The sequence below is a fragment of the Halosimplex rubrum genome (genome assembly GCF_013415885.1).
Lineage (GTDB): Archaea > Halobacteriota > Halobacteria > Halobacteriales > Haloarculaceae > Halosimplex > Halosimplex rubrum.
Map to the genome: position 1 here is coordinate 1,164,699 of NZ_CP058910.1, position 17,174 is coordinate 1,181,872.

The following is a 17,174-nucleotide window of genomic DNA, read 5'->3' on the forward strand; positions in this document are numbered from 1 at the left end:
TCTCTGGCTGAAACGCCCTGTGATCTCGCTGGACAACAGTAGCTTGAATGTGGTCGGTCCGCTCGCTCCGGTATGGATCCGACGCCCCGGTTCTGGTCGATGGCCGGTATCGGTGCTCTGCTGGCGGTGTTGGGCGTGGTCTTCGCCCGGCCGGAGCCCGTCGTCGGTGCCGCCGGGGTCGGGGCGATCGTTCTTTCGCGCCAGTATGCGTTTCTGCGGGATATCCGGCAGCTCGACGACGACATCTCGGTCGAGATGACGACCGATGCGCGGTTCGTCAATCGCGACGACCGAATGGAGATCACACTCACGGTCTCCGTCCCATCGAGAACTCCGATACCGCTGTCGGTCACGGCTGGGATGCCCGTTATCGCTGGGAGCGTCGACCGCGACGATCGGACGGTTATACTCGATGCCGGCGATGAGTCGGCAACGACCACGTTTTCGGCGGAGTGGCCAGTAGTTGGTCGAACAACGATTCCGGAACCGACTGTCTCCGTCGTCGATACGTACGGGATGTTCACCGAGTCGGTCCAGCGTGGGTCAGAGACCGGGGTACAGGTCGAACCACGACAGCCGCGGAACATCCACGTCGGCGAGGGTGGTGACGCGGTGGCAGCGCCGTTCGGTGGACATCGAACGGACCAGTACGGGCAGGGGACCGACCCCGCGGAACTGCGTGAGTACATGCCCGGTGACTCCGTGAGCAACATTGACTGGAAGGCGACTGCGAGGTTGGCGTACCCGCATGTTCGACAGTACGAAGTCGAAAGCGACCGACAGACCGTGCTGGTGATGGATCATCGGAGTCGGATGGGCGAAGGTCCCGAGGGCGAGACAAAGTTCGACTACCTCCGAGAGGTTGCGCTGACAATCGCAACTGCCGCGGAATCAGCCGACGATCCGCTCGGTTTCTATGCCGTGGGTGACAAGGGCCTGACCGTTGAAGAGCGACCGTCGACCGCATCGGACCACTACCGAGACGTTCAAACGTTGTTACACGATCTCGAACCGACTACGAGTAGTGCAGTGAGCCGGGGTCAACTACAGACAGGGAGAATGCTTGCAGCGAGGCGTACAGCGACTACTATTGAGAATGACGACTCGGCTTTCGGTCGGATGCTTCGGCCATATCTCAGTACGGCGGAGCAATATGTTCGCAAGATAGACGATAATCCGCTGTTTGGCACGATGCACACCTATATTAACCGGCTTGGAAGCGATCACTGGGTGCTACTGTTTACTGATGATAGTGATCGGGCAGGCCTTCGAGAGACAATCCGGGTAGCCCGGTCGAATGGCAATCATGTCGTCTGTTTCCTTTCGCCCACTGTCCTCTACGAGACTGGGAGTCTAGCCGACCTGGACGATGCTTATGACCAGTACAGCAATTTCGAATCGTTCCGGCGGGAACTCGCTCGGATGGAGCAGGTGGCCGCCTACGAGGTCGGACCCGGCAGGCGGTTGTCGGCATTGCTCTCGGATGATCGACGGCGGTAATTCCAGAAAGTTGAAATCCGACGGGTGTCGAGTTACGTCGATGACAGCGTCCACCGGGCCCTCTCCTCGCCGTCGCGCCGCCGGCGAGGGCAGGTCCGACCCCGCTCCGGTTGCCGGTGCGGCAGAGATGTGGTCGGCCGTTGCCGCCGTCTTCGTCGCCCACTTCGCCTTACTCATCGCCAACCCTTTTGACGGCCTGAGTCTCCTGGCTGTCGAAGGAGGGTTGGTTATTCTTGTCGCCGCCGTCACGTTCCTCTCTGGGGACCGTTCGACCGGCCCCGTCGCCGCCCTGTGTCTAACCTGGGTTGCCGCAGTTAGCGGAACGTGGGCACTGACCCGTCTCTGGGACCTGTGGCTTGCCACCCTCGGAATCACCGCGCTCGTCGTGCTCGCTGTTTACGCGCTCCACCGCATTGAACTCGTCGCGCTTGGACTCGTGGAGGTAGCCGATGAGCATGAGTGAGATTGCCGAAGAGACAGTGTCGACCGATGTCTCCGAGACCGAGCGATTACGGGGCGAACTCGCAGTCCTCCGTGAGGAGAACGAACGGCTGCGCGCGGAGTACGTTCGCGCGCGACAGTCCCAGTACCGCCAGAGTGCCACGACGCTGGTTCTCGTTGGCGTCTTGGTACTCGCGGCAGGGGCGGTTGTCGCGAGCGCGCGGACGGTGCTGGTCGCGCTCGGCGGGACCGGCGTCTTTCTGGGAGTGCTGATCTACTTCCTGACGCCCGAGCAGTTCATCTCTGCGTCCGTAGGCGAGGCCGTCTATGCCTCGCTGGCGCGCAATGAGTCACAGGCTGTGACGGAGCTGGGGCTGACCGACGAGCGTGTCTATGTGCCTCGTGGGGCCGGCGAAAGCGGCGGGGTCTCGGACGTGCGCCTGTTCGTTCCACAGCATCCCGAGTACGAGGTGCCCGCGGAGGCGGCGCTGGACGACCGGTTTGTCGTGGTCGACGATCCCAAGGGTCGCGGGATGGCACTGCGGCCGAGTGCCGCAGATCTGTATGCCGATCTCGAAGACGCGGTGAGCGGCGAGCCCAGCGAGGAGGTCGGGGAGCTGGCGCGGGAACTGAGTGACGCGCTGGTCGAGGAGTTCGAGCTCGTCGAGAGTGCGTGGGCCGAGACGGTCGGCGAGAGCCGGGTCGCGGTACGCGTCTCCGGGAGTGCAATGGGCGGAGTCGACCGATTCGACCATCCCGTCGCGTCGTTGCTGGGCGTGAGTGTCGCGCGGGCCGTCGAAGAAGCGACGGCGGCCGAGACCGTAGAAGATGGGGACGAGTTCGTGGTAACGTGCTCGTGGATGGTGGACGAAACCGATTGAGGCGGATGACCAAAGAGATCTGGGCGAATGAACTGCGTGACCGATACTTCTTAACGTGCAGGTCGACAACCCGGCAGTAGTGGCGATGGCGCACCGACAGCAATTCATCCTCGGGCAAGCCGTGTGGATGCTCGCGACGCTGGTGATTCTCGTCGTCTTCTCGGCACTATCCTTTGACCTGTACTTCGTCGTATCGCTGATCGGCTTTCTGATCGTCGTCGAACTTACCGCTCCGTTCAACGTCACCCCGCAGTGGCGTCGGCGGCTGAAGTGGATCATTCTGGTCAGCCTCGTCGGATTCGCGTACGTCGTTGTCCGGCGGATACTGGCGATTCTCCCCCCCGGCGTGTTCTGAACGGTCAAGCGCCGATTCATGGCCACGGCGACCTGGGCGCTCGACTCCGGTATCAATAGGCTTTTACCCGCCTCGGATCGTCTCCGTTTATATGGCGCATGAGGACCAACCGGCCCGCTCATGGCTGTTGCTCCTCCCAAGGCAGGTACGGGACCTCCCCGGCGACTTGGCCGCCGTCTTCTCGTTCGTCGCGCTGGCGAACCTCGCGGTTGTCCTCCCGGTCGTTCGGAACTCGCCGGTCCGCGTCGCGCTCGGTCTGCCGTTCGTTCTGTTCGTTCCCGGGTATGCCCTAATCGCGGCGCTCTTTCCCGAGGCGGGCGGATCGCCGGCCGAATCCGCCGGCGAAAACGGTGACATCGAAGAGAAATCGGCCAATGACTGGTCGGAGATAGACGGCATTGAGCGTATCACGCTCTCGTTCGGCCTCAGCATTGTCGTTGTTCCGCTGGTCGGACTCGTGTTGAACTTCACGCCGTGGGGGACCCGGATGGTCCCGGTTATGCTGAGCGTCAACGGCGTTACCGCAGTTGCGGCGGCGGCGGCCGCGCGACGTCGCTGGGCGCTCCCCAAAGACGAGCGGTTCACCGTCCCTTACCGGACCTGGGTCGCGGCCGGCCGCCGGGAACTGTTCGAACCCGACTCGCGGGCCGACGCGGCGTTGAACGTCCTGCTAGTCGCAAGCGTCCTCCTGGCTGCTGGGAGTGTCACTTACGCCGTCGGCGTCCCAAAACAGGGCGAGTCGTTCACCGAGTTCTACCTCCTCACCGAAGACGAGGAGGGCGACCTGATCGCTGACGAGTACCCCACGAACGTCACGGTCGGGGAGTCGGCACCAGTCGCTGTCGGCGTCCGCAACCGCGAACACCGGTCACAGAACTACACTGTCGTGGTCGAAATCCAGCAAATCCAGCACACGAACAACGAAACTATCGTCCAGGGGGCCAGAGAGATAGAGCGGTTCGGCGTCGCCCTGGACCACAACGAGACCAGCCAGCGGTCAGTCCGGATCACACCGATGACGGCGGGTCAACGAGTTCGCGTAGCGTTCATGTTGTACCGGGGCAGCCCGCCGGCCGACCCGGGTCTCGACAGCGCCTATCGCTGGACATCATTGTACGTGAACGGCAACGGTTAGCTCGTCCCGTTTCCGGCGAGCCGCTCGACTTCGGCAGCCGAGAGTGCCCGGTCGTAAAGTCTGACCTCGTCGATCGTGCCCGTGAAGTCGCCGTCGCGGTTCGTTTCACCACCGATCGACAACGGCGGCGTCCACTTGGCTGGTCCCCCTGACGGCCTGTCGCTGGCGACCTCCGTGCCGTTGACGTACAGGGTTCGTTGCGCCCCGTCATAGGTGACGGCCACCTGTGTCCACGTACCGTTTGGAACCTTCCCACCCCTGAGCGGTTCGTCCGACACACCAGGCAGGTCCACGACGAGGTTCCCATCGTTGAGCAGCACGAAAACACCTTCACGTCCCCGCAGGAGACTCTGGAAGCCGTCGGCCTCAGTCCCCGCCGGCTTGACCCACATACTCACGGTGAATTGATCGACGGGATCGACATCCGTCACGATGTAGCCGTCCCCGTCGAACTGAACCGCTCTTCCGCGGTAGCCATCAACAACAGTCGTCACGTTAGTGCTGACACCGCGGTGTCCGCCAACCCGATCGTACACAATCGTGTCATTAGCCTCGTCAAACGGCCAGTGGGCCAGGCCAGTCCGGCTGTGGAGCACCTCGCGCCTCCCGTCGACTATCGCGCGCTTGGTCACTGTCACCTCGGTATCAGCGACTGTGTACGTCCCTGAATAGGGTACCCTCACCGAGTACACGCCATCTGGATTGACCCGTACCTCCCGCTGGTACGTCCGAGTTTCGCTTCCGACGCTCGCTTGCGTCCCAGCGGTCACAGTCCCAGAACTGTTCGCGACGCCCACGATGGTCGCCCCCTCGACGAGCTGGAACACCTTCTGTGGCCCGTCGTTGGCGTCGTACACCAGCCGGTAGTGACCGAAGCTCGGTAACTGTCCCTCGCCCATCATTCGGTTCTCTATAGTCGGCCCCTCGGTATCGTTGCGCTGGCCGGCGTAGAGGACGAACCCATAGCGGCCGCGCAACCGCTCGTACCAGCCGCCCGGATCGGTCGATCCAAGGAACGGGCTGTAGAAATTCCGTTCATAGAAGTACGAATCCGACTGTCCATTGACGAAGTAGTTGTAAAAGCGGGTGGTGTCCCACTGGCTGAACACCCCATTGTCGGGGTAGTCAAGACCATTGTCCTCGGCGTACTGGTCGATCCATCGAGCCGTATCGTAGGTGTCGTCGCCGATGGCTAGCTGGTCCTGTTTGATCGGGGTCTGTATGAGAGCGAGGCTGGCGACCAGTAGAAACAAGACGGCGACTGAGGCGACTTGCCGACCGGATAGACTGGGGAGGTTGTCGATTCCGGTCTGCTCGCCGAACGCCTGAACGGGCCGGGCCAGATCGACCAAGGCGGCCAGACGGAGGAAGCCGACGCCCGCGAACACCGCGGTGAACAGCGACAGTGGCCCCGCAAACCTGACCTTCACGAGCGACCAGAACAGGAAGTAAACGCCGTAGACGGCCGGGATTGCCCATGTCGGGTCATTATCGGTGAGCGCGCGGTACAGCCCGACTGCGACGAACGGGAGCGCGAGAAAGAGGATGAACCCGAAAAACGGCAACGGCCCACCCAACACACCAAGCTCTGTAGTGAACAGGCTGGCTGACTCGGCGATCGTCTGCTCCTGGAACAGTCCGCTGGCCTGCTTGAGCGCCGTCGCCATCCCGGGGACGAATGTGACGGCGAGGACACCAGCCAGCAGCGTCGTCGCGGCTCCGCTGGTGAGCGCGGCCCGCGGCGATAGCGACGACCGGCGGGTCGCTTCCAAGTAGCCGACCCCGACGGTAGCGACGACCACTGCGACCAGCGGAAACAGCGCTCGAAACCCAGGCAGCCATCCCAAGCTGGCGTGGACTAGAAGAACCAGCACACCCGCGAACAGGCCGCCGCCTATGTACGGGAGAGTCGCGACCAGCGGCGACGTCCCACCGCGCAGCGCGAACGCACCACGGAGGACGGTGTAGAGGACGAACGGGACGAGTAGCATCGGGGCGCCGACCCAGGACAGCGACTGGATTGCGAGCAAAACGCCAAGGGCGACGGTCGTCAGCTGGAAACGCCACTCACCCAGCCGGTCGCGGGTCGGCGGGGTAGTCCCAGCGACGAGCCGTTCCCAGCGGACCATCACCAGCACCGTCAATCCCAGCCAGATGTAGTCAAACGCGTGGTGATCGCCAAACCCGAGTACCGTCCGATAGGCGTGGACCGGCGTGACTGCCAGCATGAGGACGCTCGCAAGCGCAACGCGGATGTCGTCGGTCAGTTGTCGGGTAATCTCGAATACCGTCACCGCCGTCACCACCGCGGCGAGGACGGGGTACCACGCCAGCACGGTCCGGGCACTCGTGACGGTTCCGCCAAGCAGTTCCGAGGCCCACCACGCTGCGACTAGCATGAGCGTGTCGCCATCGAGACTGACCCCCTCGGGAAGCGAATCGAGCGCCACCGGGCTGTACTCCGCCTGGAGCTGTTCGATCCAGTACAGCCGCTTGTAGGGATCGTTTCCGACCAGGGTTATCGTCTCCCGATAGACCGAGTCGTAGACGAACACGACCCGCAGGACCACGACGAACGCCAGCAGGCCCGCCAGCGACAGGGTCGTCCGCTTCGACAGAGGCCAGGTGAAATCCGGAACTCCGAGCGCAAGCGCACTGCTCACCCCGTCTCCGGTATCACTGCTCTCAACCGCCGCTTCCGGCGAGTCTAGCACCGCACCGAGCGCTTCCGGGTCGGCGACCCGGTAGCCGTCGCCGGTTTTCTCGACGACCCCGCTGGCGACGATCTTACCGAACTGACCCGTGTCGACCGGCACGTCGTCGAACTCCCAGGGACCGTCGGCGTCTACCTCCAACATCTGCCCGAGTGGCCCCTCTAGCTCCGGGTACTCCTCTAATAATCGCTCGGCGTCGTCTCGTGCCGTCGGCATCCAGGTTCTCAGACCACCGCTTCGGGTTAAGTTCTGTTGGATCGAGCAGCCACAGCTATGATATAAAACCGGTCACTCATCCCCAACAGCTACAGATTGGATCGATAGATACAGTGATCCCACGGAGCAACGGATGTGTGAATTGTGTATGCGTCGAACAAAAAGGTCACAATCTCCGACCCGAAAGTGAACGGCAATGTGGCCATGGGGGCACTTGGCTGTCGCATATCTATCATACGTCGCGATTGTACGACTGCGCGGACACCGGCAGCGACTGTGGCCGTTGGTCGCCGTTGCAGTCGGGAGCCAACTTCCGGATCTCGTCGATAAGCCTTTGGCGTGGACGTTTGCGGTATTACCGTCGGGACGGACGTTGATGCACTCGTTCTTCGCAGCTTTGGTGATGGTGACAGTCACCTATTGGGTCAGTCGGCGTATCCAGCGGCAAGAGGTCACCGTCGGACTAGGCGTCGGGATGGTGTCGCACAGCCTGGTAGATCTCGGGCCGGGCGTGGTGTTCGGGCTGTTGCAGGGACAATGGGACCAGTTGCAGTGGACGACGTACCTGTTGTGGCCACTGCTGGCCGCGCCGCCGTATCCAAACGATAGTTCGTTCATGGAACATTTAACGACGTTTACGTTGAACTCGTACCTGATATTCCAGTTCGGATTGCTCGTGGTGGCGGTCGTCGTCTGGCTTCGGTCGGACACCCTCGGACTCAAAACTATTAGGCGTAGTATTCGATAGTCGGTTGAATCTCACGCCGTTTCACCGGGGTCGGCAAGAGCCACGTGTAAAATAGAAGATTATGCATCTACAAGAGACGAAACAGAGGACCGACGAAAACAAAGGAATTATCCATTCGTCGAACGCACGAGGGGATAACTTGAACCGAGTCCGCCCCTGGACGCAAGCTGGTCCCGAGAGAGGCCACGACGAATGACCGACGCTATTCCCCGAAACGAGTGGTCCAGAGTGGAGGCATAACACGCATGGTAACTACGACCGAACTGCTGTTCCTTGGTGTGGCGGCGTTCGTCCTGCTGTGGGGATTCGAGCGTTACCGGGTCCGTTTCGTACGGACGGACCTGGTCATCGCGTCGGTCGTCGCTGGGGGTCTGGCGGCATTCGTGCTGGTTCCGGGGCTGTTCTACTCGATTGGGAACGTCTTCGACATCCGGAAGCGATTCGTCGTGGCGTCGCTGATAGGGAGCCTCACGCTGCTGGCGATCCTGCTGTACGTGATCGGACGGCTGCGACTCCTCCGAACGGAGATGACCGAACTCAACCGCGCCCTATCGGTCGATCAGGCCCCGGAGACCGACGGCGGGACCGAGCAACTGTACGTCGTTATTCCAGCGTACAACGAGGGCGATACCATCCGCTCGGTAGTCGACTCCCTGCCCGAGCGGGTCTGCGGGTACGAGGTCCAGCCGTTGGTCGTCTGTGACGGCTGTGTCGACGATACCGCCGAACAGGCTCAATACAGCGGCGCGACCGTCGTCGAACACCACGTCAACCAGGGCCAGGGTGGGGCGCTCAAGACTGGCTTCGAGATTGCCATCGAGAACGATGCCGCCATCGTCGTGACGATGGACGCCGACGGCCAGCACCCCGCCGACGAACTGGACCGACTGGTCCGACCGATCGTTGAGGATCGCGCCGACTACGTGATGGGATCGCGCTACCTCGGCATCGACGAGTCCGGCAACGGCACCGTCCGTGAAGCCGGTATCCAGTTTTTCACTCGGGTGATCAACGTTCTCACGAAGTCCGATATCACTGACTGCACCAATGGCTACCGGGCGATCCGCGGGTTGATGCTTGAAGACCTGACGCTGACTGAAGAGCGGTTCAGCGCCCCCGAACTGATCATCGAAGCCCGCAAGAACGGCCTCCGGATCGAGGAGATTCCAGTGACTATCGAAGAACGTGAGGCCGGCGAGACCAAGAAGCCACAGGTCGGGTACGCACTCGGGCTCTCGCGGACGATACTGGCGACGTGGATCCGGTGATTGCGGACGCGTCGACGCTCCCTTTAGCAGGGGCCACGCGCCGAAGAGACAGATTTGTATAGCAGTCCGCACCTGAAATCGACAAACAATGAGTCAACCGACGTTCTCCGTTGTCTTTCTCACCTGGAACCCCGGGGACCGGATCGCTAACTCTATTCGGTCCGTTTTTTCCCAGTCGTACGAGGATCTGGAGGTCATCGTCGTCGATAACGACAGCGAAGACGGGACGGTCGACCGCCTCAACACCGAGTTCGACGACGACCGGCTCCGGGTCTACGAAAACGACCGGAACCTTGGGTTCGCTGACGGTATCGAAGTCGGCATTGAGCACGCTAGAGGAGAGTATATCTGCTGTTACAACCACGACACGACTTTCGCCGACGGATATTTTGAGACGCTGTCGAAGCACGTCAGCGATGACGTGGTGTTGACAACTGCCAGAGAGAACCACCGGGTTTCGTCGACAGCTAAATGTGTCCGTCTCATCTCAATATACGGGTTTACTGTTCCCTACGATGTTACAGGACTGTCCGGACGGGCTAGGGTAAATTACGTTCCGGGTGACGGTGCGATCGTTCCCCGTCAGATCTATCAAAAGGTCCTGAACAGGACTGTCTTTGACGCACGGTACCACCCGCGGTGTGAGGATGTCAACCTCTCACTGACCCTTGAGAACGCCGATGTGGACATCTATGCCGTCCTAGATACGTATTCCGTCCACCCGGACAAAGCGGAGTTCTACGCGCCGACTGTCGCGAACTTCCTCACTCTGGCGGGGACCACACGGGCCAGAATGCGAACATTCTGGGCCAATGACCGCCCCGTGCAAGCAACTATCGCCGCGATGAGTATCTTCACGCATCCGCTTTTTATCTATTCGCTTTCGTTCCCACGACCAACAGCCGCATTCCGCGAGCGTACTGGTTACTAAGACTTGGCCGTCTCTTCGAGGATCGACTGGTACTGATCGATTGCTGCGCCCCACCGGAATCGTTGTGCTCGCTCTCTTCCCGAAGTTGTCCTTGTTCTGTATAGTTCGTTATCGTCAAGCAGCGAGTCAATAGCGTCTGCGATCGCCCGTGTCGAATCCGGGTCAACGTACTCGGCCGCATCCCCAAGTACCTCTGGTAGTGCCGCACGGTCGGAAGCGACCACTGGCGTACCACACGCCATCGCCTCCAGCGGTGGGATTCCGAATCCCTCGTAGTACGAGGGAAAGACGAAGACGTCCGCGTGCTCGTAGATGTATTTCAACTCCTGCTGATCGACGTAGCCTGGCGTGACGATGTCCGGGTCGTCACGGATATCCGTCCAGTCGATGCCCGTATCATCGTAGGTAGAGCGTGGCCCGGGGCCGACCAGTAGTAGTTTCTGCGGAAGGTCCGTGTGCCGTTTCAGCAACTTAAACCCCTCGACAACACCGTCGATGTTCTTTCGCTTGTGCGCTCCTCCGACGAATAGTACGTACTCATCGGGTACGGCTGTCTCAGTGCCCATCCCGGGGTCGAAGAACACGTCGTCGACACCGTTATAGACAACCTGTATCTTATCCTGGGCGATGTCAAACCGGTCGACGAGTTCCCCTTTGGTGAACTCCGAGACGGTCACGATTGTCTCCGCAGTTCTGAGACTGAGGGGGACACGGACCCGCTGTATGGCGGTGTAGTACCACGGAGCGTAGCCGAGATAGTTGAGGATGTCGTGGACACAGATAACTCTGGGTGCGGCCGGCCGGACGAACGGATTGTTGGCGTTCGGGCAGAACAGGACATCGACATCCGACTGCGCGGCCGAGAGCGGTAGGATCGACTGTTCCCAGAGCAGGCCGAACAGTTGTGACTTCACGGCGAACCCGGCCGATTTGACGGTCGTATTCGGATAGGCTTCCTCGATGTTCCTGTGTCCGAACAGTGTGATTCCGTCGTTGCGTCTCGCGAGCCTGGTCGTGATTTCGTGTGCGACCTGTATCGCACCGCCCGGTTGATCATGCATCAGGGTACGCGCATTGACGCCAATATGGACGGAGGTTTCGTCGTGGGTCATCGCTTTTCAGGGGTACCTCCCTTTTCCTGTCCGTCCCAGGATCCCGTCGTACGCACCCAGACTAAGCGCCTTGAAAGAACTAAACCGACGAGTGACAGCCGTATATACGAGTTTGACTAAGACCCACCAGACGTACACGAACACGCCCATTGGGCCATACTCGGTCCGTTCACGGACGAAAATGAGACGGTTGCGTGCTGTGTAGTATTCGGCAAGCGGTGACTGGTCACCATCGGAACTTCCGGATACTCTGTGATAGACTGCCGACGACGCATCAGTCACGATCCGATAGCCGCGTTCTCTGACCTGTTTTGCGAACTCGATATCCTCGTAGTACATGAAATACTGTTCGGGGAGGAGACCCACCTCCTCAAATATCTCTGCCTCTATGAACGCGAAGCACAGGGGAACATAATCGTTCGATAGCAGTGTGGGTCGTTGCGACAAGGGGCTCTCGTCGACGACTGGATGCATTCGAAGGTTTGGCACCCTACGATGGGAGTGTAAGTGACTCGCGTTACCGTTTCGTTCGTCCACGTATCCCTGCTCGAACCAAAGTGAATTCGTTTCCGGGTACTCTATGATTCTCGGAGACACGATCCCGATGTCATCTGCTGATTCGATGGTAGACCTCAGACTCGAGATTAGATCGCTGTCGTCGACGACGATATCACTGTTGACGATCGTGACGTAGTCTGCGTCGTGACGAATAGCCTCCGAGATTCCCGCGTTCATCCCGGCACCGAAACCGAGGTTCGTCTCGTTCCGGATTACGGTCGCCGACGGGAACGCGTCCGCGAGCCGGTCGGCCGAGCCGTCAGTCGAACCGTTGTCGACGACGATGATGTTAAGATTGTCGTAAGAGAGTCCGAATAGCGAGCCGAGACAGTCTGCCGTATCATCGTAGGTGTTCCAATTTAATACAACGCAGGCGACCGTCGGTATCTCATCGGTCATATCGTCGGATGTCTGTATCGTTCTGAGTCGTGTATTTATATTATGCGCTCTTTGGTAGGAGATTGTTGAAACTGCCAAACGGGCGTTATGGGGAGAAGGAGACATAGATATCTATCATCTGTTGATATCAACCCGGCCGTTAGTGTACACTTGTGACTGGTTCGTCTGTATCGGACGAACCATCTCATCCATGGAGATCGCGTACCGGCCCGTTGAGAAGTGTGAACCGAAAAATAACTGATCGTTGTAATCAAACAGCAATAGTACACTGTTCGGTGGAACAGTCCCGTTAACGATCGGATAGGGAGAGTTGCCGGCTTGCCGGCCGGCAGTCGAAATAAGGACGTGTTCGGCGTTTTCGTCGCCGATTACGCCGGTAGACTCAGTGACGTGATTCGCAACGAACTCACCGCTGGCGAAATACTGCGCCGGGAACCGCTGATCCGTTTCACCCTGTTCGTATCTGGGTTCACCGAAACCGACCACATACGGCGGGACCAAGCACAATCCGAGGACCGCCATAACAAAAACGAAAATTCGTGTCGGCGTCACGCTTGATTCCCCCATACGCTTCGCGACGAGGGAGACTCCCGCCGGCGCGAGCCAGCCACTGACCAGCACGAAGAATGTCATGATCCGATTGATGCCGCCGATGCCTGTCACCCACGACAGTGCAGCACCAGTCCCGATTATCACACCGGACAGCACGCTGATTGACGCCCAATCGTCGGTGAGTATTCGCCGTCGATAGAGAACGACCGCTAGCGCCAGGCATCCGAACGCAAGTAGTCCTTGGTATATCCAGAGGCCGAAAAATGACTGAAAACGGATGAAAAGACCTCGCTTGATCAGCGGGAGCGCCGACTGTTGCTGCACGCTCTCACCAAGTATGAACGTGACGATCTTTCCGAGCTTTCCGCCGGAGATTACGACTGTCGCCAGCAAGCGTGTGAACAGCGACCCCCCTTCGGTGAAAACGAACTGCCATGCGAGAAACAGCAACACCGTCGTCAGGTACAGAACGAGAACAGTTGATCCCGTAAGCTGACGGCCGGGCAGATCGACGCGACTTCTGCGCTGAAGAATGACACCAGCAACGACCACGGCGACCAAGACGTTCAGGATGAAGCTAGTGAGGTGATGGGCCGAGATGAGGGAGAACAACAAAAACAGCGAGAGCCCGACGAACCGATACGAGGCACGCTTGTAGAGGCGAAAGAGAACGTACACCGCGATGGCGAACAGCGCGATACCCATGCTTTGACGGGTGAATCCTGTCTTGGTGTTGTACAGCGGAATCCACAGTACTACAGGAATGAGGAGGTAGCTCACGCGGGGCAGGGCAGTTGACAGAGCGTGTGTTTGTTTGTACTGCCGTACCGTGATGCCACAGGCCAATAGCGTGACGGACACATACCAGAGTGGGAGAAGCCAGGTCGCGAGTATGTGTGGCTGTGTTGATGGCTTCACCCTCAACCCTGTGACGAGGTGCACGGCGATCGCGTGGAAGTGGACCAGCGGCGTCTCCGGGAAGCCACGTGCGATGTCAAGTGCCGGGAGCGGCCAGCCGGAGACGAGAATCTGCTGTGTCACGTGGACGCCCACGTGAGAGCCGCGGCGATAAATCCACCCCGCCTGTGAGCCCGGATACAGGAACACAAGTGTGGCTGCCAGAACAGCTAGGATAGCCGTCCGACCGGTCCAAAGAGACACAAAAACTAATCCCAGAATTGCCCCGACTGTTACCGACGATACCTGAGATCGAATCGAAATGATGGCCACCGAAAAGAGCACTGCGGTTACGGTAAAATCCCGCTTCTGTGCGGCGTCCATGTGACCCGATAATCAACGCCGCAACTCTTGAAAGGTTCTATCTCGCGCCGGTACACCGCACTGCGTGCTGCTCCTCGAATATAGACCGATCCCGGTCGTGCCACACTTCGGCGACTGCGTCTATTACCGATAGATGTCCGAGATATTCATCACCACCGTCTCGATCGGTTGACGCGTCGCGGGGATCGAGACACATGTGAGGAAATAAGTTACTCCACCGAGGACGATAACGGTGGCGAGTTCGTATACCGTGTTGACAGCAAGTACTGTCTGCAACCCCCACGTCACGCCGGTCATCACTATCGCAGCCACGAAGAGTCCAATTACCTGACCGACAGGGAATACGAGATCGATTTCTGAGGTTACGAAATTGAGGATGATGACCGTCGAGATACTGAACGCCAGTGTGGTGGCTATCGCGGCGCCGGCGATACCAAACCGGGGGATCAGAAGGGCGTTCATGAGTATATTTGCGATCCCGCTGGTGATTGCAGCTATCGCCCGCAATCGGGGTTTGTCCACACCAGAGAGTAGATTCTTGTACGTTCCGTCTACAGCTTCGACAATTTTTCCCACGAGCAAGATCAGTAACGGAGTCAGGGCGATACCGTATTCCGTTCCGAACACGATTTCAAGAAGCGGGCTGCCCACGACGAAGGCACCGAAAACAATCGGAAGCACCAGCAGCAGCGACAGAAACAGCCCCGTAGAGAGTCTCTTAGTTATCTCGTCAGTTCGCCCAGCGGCATCAAACGAACTGATCTGGGGCAGGAGCGTTTCCTGAACGGCTCTGCTGAGCAGGACTGAAAAGTTGCTGATCCGCCACGCGATTTCGTAGGCAGCAACCACTGCAGGTCCGAGGAAGTATCCGAGAAGTGCGATATCCGCCCAGCTGTATAGGTAACTGTCAAGATGATTCGCTGCGGCCCACTTCCAGTACTGGTAGAGTGAGCGGAAGTGTGTAAACGACGGCGTACCGGGTCGAGTAGATACTCCATGGAAAGCGACAGCAGCCCCAGCGAGATTCCCGAGGACGAACGCGACGACAAGAGCGAGCAATGAGAGTCCCTGTGTAATGAGTAACGCGCCGCCGACTACCCAGATTAGCTTCCGTACAAAGAGTATTACCCCGACATCTCCAGTTCGTACCTCTCCTTTTAGAGTACTTATACCCATCCTCTGGAACTGAAATACGATGGTTCCCACGATCAGCCAGAGAGTGAGTCCATCCCCTAAATACGAATCAACGAAGGGACGAACGAGCCATAGAATGAGCGCGATGCCGACCGAAGAAACTGCCCACAGTACGAACGCAGTGCCGAGATACTGAGATTGGTCACGCCCCTCGCTCAGACGCTTGATGAGTGCACCACCCCGACCAAAACTGGTCGGGATTGAGACGAACTGAACCACCGCTTGATAAAGAAAGAAGGTCCCAAGAGCCGCCTGAGGGACGGTGCGGGTGAAGTAGGCGAGTCCGACGATAGTCAGCACCGCGTCTCCGACCTGTCCCACGAACAGGCGTAGCGTGGACGATTCGAATTTCATCAGTCGTGTAGGCCAGACGTGGAAAGTATCTGAACCGGTTTCATGCTTGTGATATCAACCACCTATGAGGGGAGCGCAAGGGACTGCCTCATGCGAAACAGTTTCATCGGCCTCGACTAGTACCTATACTTGAATATTAATGACTACCCCAAACGTCGCTGTTCTTGTTCTGGACTCTGTCAGACGTGACCACTGTTCGACGTACGGGTACCAGAGAGAGACTACTAGCGGACTTACCGAAATCGGAAAGGAAGGGTACGTGTTCGAGAACGCTTATGCCACGGGGTCTTGGACAGTCCCATCCCACGGATCGCTGTTCACCGGACAGCTCCCCACGGTGCATGGAGCCCACGCCCGCAAGCGATACTTCGATGTCGAACCCGAGCGAACTCTATCGGGAAAATTATCCGAACGTGGGTACGAGACAGCCTGTTTCACTGCGAACCCCTGGCTCACCCATGACTTCGGGTTCGATACGGGTTTCGAGACGGTGTCAGACTTCACCACCGATGTCCCATATCCGGACGCAGGTGACCCCCGACAGTTAGAGGTTGACGCAGGGAGCATCAGCGGTATTGTCGATGTCATCAAGTGGATAACGGCAGAGAAATCACTTCAACGTCTTCGAAACAGTGTGCATCTCAAGCGCACGGATCTCTCATCCACTGACGCTGAAGAAATAATTGCGGGTATTGAACAGTGGCTCGGTGAGCACGACGACGATCCGTTCTTTTTGTTCGCGAACTTCATGGATGCACATGACCCCTACAGTGTTGATCAGCGACACGACGAGTTCTGGCACGGAAACGACGGGACTATCGACGTGGACTGGAATCTCCGCTCGTTGAATAGATCTCCGGAAGAGAGCCAACAACGGATCAACGATGCCTACGACTCCGCACTGCACTATCTTGATACGCAGATAGGGAAGTTGGTTGAGATACTAGACCACCACGACAGGCTAGAGGACACACTTCTACTCGTACTCGGTGACCACGGCCAGTGTCTGGGCGAACACGGCTACTGGGGACACGGAACATTTCTTTACGAAGAACTTCTTCAGGTTCCGCTAATCGTGCGGCCGCCTAATGGATGTAATTCAGTTGATATAAATAAACTGGTCTCAATTCGGGATCTTTACGACCTTGTCCTGGACTTTACAAGCGGCACGACCCTGCCAGAGTGTATCGGGACATTGCCGGATCCCGGTGACGGCAGAGTTGTTGCAGAATCGCTGGGAAAACATCAAAATATTGGAATACCGTCCGGTGTGTATTCTGCGGAGGGTTTCCGTGGGGTTGTCGCCGAAGGGCGTCTCGGTATCCGGAAATACGAGGAAGACTGGACAGACGTGGGAACTGGGGATTGGGTATCCTTACTGGAAAAAGTTGAACAGCAGGCGCTCCGACAGGGGGAGATCGGCTCTCTCAACGCAGCCAACGATGAACAAATAGAATTCGGAGAAACTACAAAACAGCAATTAGAGGACCTCGGATACATGTAGACGCTTTTGAGAAGCAGATTGTTGATGCCGC

14 protein-coding genes are annotated in these 17,174 nt (G+C 58.8%); 9 read left to right on the forward strand and 5 right to left on the reverse strand.

From position 1 onward, the window contains the following. Window positions 1-72: 72 nt before the first annotated feature. From HZS55_RS05870 to HZS55_RS05890, 5 genes are all read left to right on the forward strand, one after another. On the forward strand, window positions 73-1,500 hold the full coding sequence (locus HZS55_RS05870) for a DUF58 domain-containing protein (protein ID WP_179910793.1): 1,428 nt from the start codon (window positions 73-75) through the stop codon (window positions 1,498-1,500). A 40-nt stretch (window positions 1,501-1,540) separates the two neighbouring features. Then, complete coding sequence (locus HZS55_RS05875; protein WP_179910794.1) at window positions 1,541-1,963, forward strand: hypothetical protein; 423 nt, start codon at window positions 1,541-1,543, stop codon at window positions 1,961-1,963. Beyond that, the gene (locus tag HZS55_RS05880) at window positions 1,950-2,822 is read left to right on the forward strand and encodes a hypothetical protein (RefSeq protein ID WP_179910795.1); all 873 of its coding nucleotides are present in this window, start codon (window positions 1,950-1,952) and stop codon (window positions 2,820-2,822) included. Before HZS55_RS05875 ends, HZS55_RS05880 begins: the two co-directional genes overlap by 14 nt. 79 nt (window positions 2,823-2,901) lie before the next feature. Further along, window positions 2,902-3,177 (forward strand): hypothetical protein, encoded by a 276-nt coding sequence (locus tag HZS55_RS05885; protein ID WP_179911803.1) that lies wholly within the window; start codon window positions 2,902-2,904, stop codon window positions 3,175-3,177. A 91-nt stretch (window positions 3,178-3,268) separates the two neighbouring features. Next, window positions 3,269-4,312 carry a DUF1616 domain-containing protein gene (locus HZS55_RS05890; RefSeq protein ID WP_179910796.1) on the forward strand — a complete coding sequence of 348 codons (1,044 nt, stop codon included), beginning with the start codon at window positions 3,269-3,271 and terminating at the stop codon, window positions 4,310-4,312. Here the strand turns inward: HZS55_RS05890 and HZS55_RS05895 are convergent. Further along, window positions 4,309-7,242 carry a LamG-like jellyroll fold domain-containing protein gene (locus HZS55_RS05895; protein ID WP_179910797.1) on the reverse strand — a complete coding sequence of 978 codons (2,934 nt, stop codon included), beginning with the start codon at window positions 7,240-7,242 and terminating at the stop codon, window positions 4,309-4,311. The two genes, HZS55_RS05890 and HZS55_RS05895, sit on opposite strands and share 4 nt — an antisense overlap. A gap of 196 nt (window positions 7,243-7,438) precedes the next feature. Here HZS55_RS05895 and HZS55_RS05900 point away from each other — a divergent pair, with 196 nt between their 5' ends. The 3 genes from HZS55_RS05900 to HZS55_RS05910 all read left to right on the forward strand — a co-directional run bounded on the left by HZS55_RS05900 (window position 7,439) and on the right by HZS55_RS05910 (window position 10,189). Then, a complete protein-coding gene (locus HZS55_RS05900) occupies window positions 7,439-7,990 on the forward strand; it encodes a metal-dependent hydrolase (RefSeq protein WP_179910798.1) in 552 nt (183 codons plus the stop codon). Between the two features lie 245 nt (window positions 7,991-8,235). After that, window positions 8,236-9,258: a glycosyltransferase family 2 protein gene (locus HZS55_RS05905; protein ID WP_179910799.1), complete on the forward strand. Its 1,023-nt coding sequence runs from the start codon at window positions 8,236-8,238 to the stop codon at window positions 9,256-9,258. An 88-nt stretch (window positions 9,259-9,346) separates the two neighbouring features. Next, a complete protein-coding gene (locus tag HZS55_RS05910) occupies window positions 9,347-10,189 on the forward strand; it encodes a glycosyltransferase family 2 protein (RefSeq protein ID WP_179910800.1) in 843 nt (280 codons plus the stop codon). On the opposite strand, the gene HZS55_RS05915 is transcribed toward HZS55_RS05910, so the two are convergent. From HZS55_RS05915 to HZS55_RS05930, 4 genes are all read right to left on the reverse strand, one after another. Continuing rightward, window positions 10,186-11,301: a glycosyltransferase family 4 protein gene (locus HZS55_RS05915; RefSeq protein ID WP_179910801.1), complete on the reverse strand. Its 1,116-nt coding sequence runs from the start codon at window positions 11,299-11,301 to the stop codon at window positions 10,186-10,188. The genes HZS55_RS05910 and HZS55_RS05915 overlap by 4 nt on opposite strands. Window positions 11,302-11,307: 6 nt before the next feature. After that, window positions 11,308-12,258, reverse strand: a complete 951-nt coding sequence (locus HZS55_RS05920; protein ID WP_179910802.1) for a glycosyltransferase family 2 protein — start codon at window positions 12,256-12,258, stop codon at window positions 11,308-11,310. Between the two features lie 114 nt (window positions 12,259-12,372). Continuing rightward, on the reverse strand, window positions 12,373-14,091 hold the full coding sequence (locus HZS55_RS05925; RefSeq protein ID WP_179910803.1) for a hypothetical protein: 1,719 nt from the start codon (window positions 14,089-14,091) through the stop codon (window positions 12,373-12,375). Between the two features lie 123 nt (window positions 14,092-14,214). Continuing rightward, window positions 14,215-15,639 (reverse strand): oligosaccharide flippase family protein, encoded by a 1,425-nt coding sequence (locus HZS55_RS05930; protein WP_179910804.1) that lies wholly within the window; start codon window positions 15,637-15,639, stop codon window positions 14,215-14,217. A 139-nt stretch (window positions 15,640-15,778) separates the two neighbouring features. Here HZS55_RS05930 and HZS55_RS05935 point away from each other — a divergent pair, with 139 nt between their 5' ends. Further along, window positions 15,779-17,143, forward strand: a complete 1,365-nt coding sequence (locus tag HZS55_RS05935; RefSeq protein WP_179910805.1) for a sulfatase — start codon at window positions 15,779-15,781, stop codon at window positions 17,141-17,143. The last annotated feature ends 31 nt before the right edge of the window (window positions 17,144-17,174 follow it).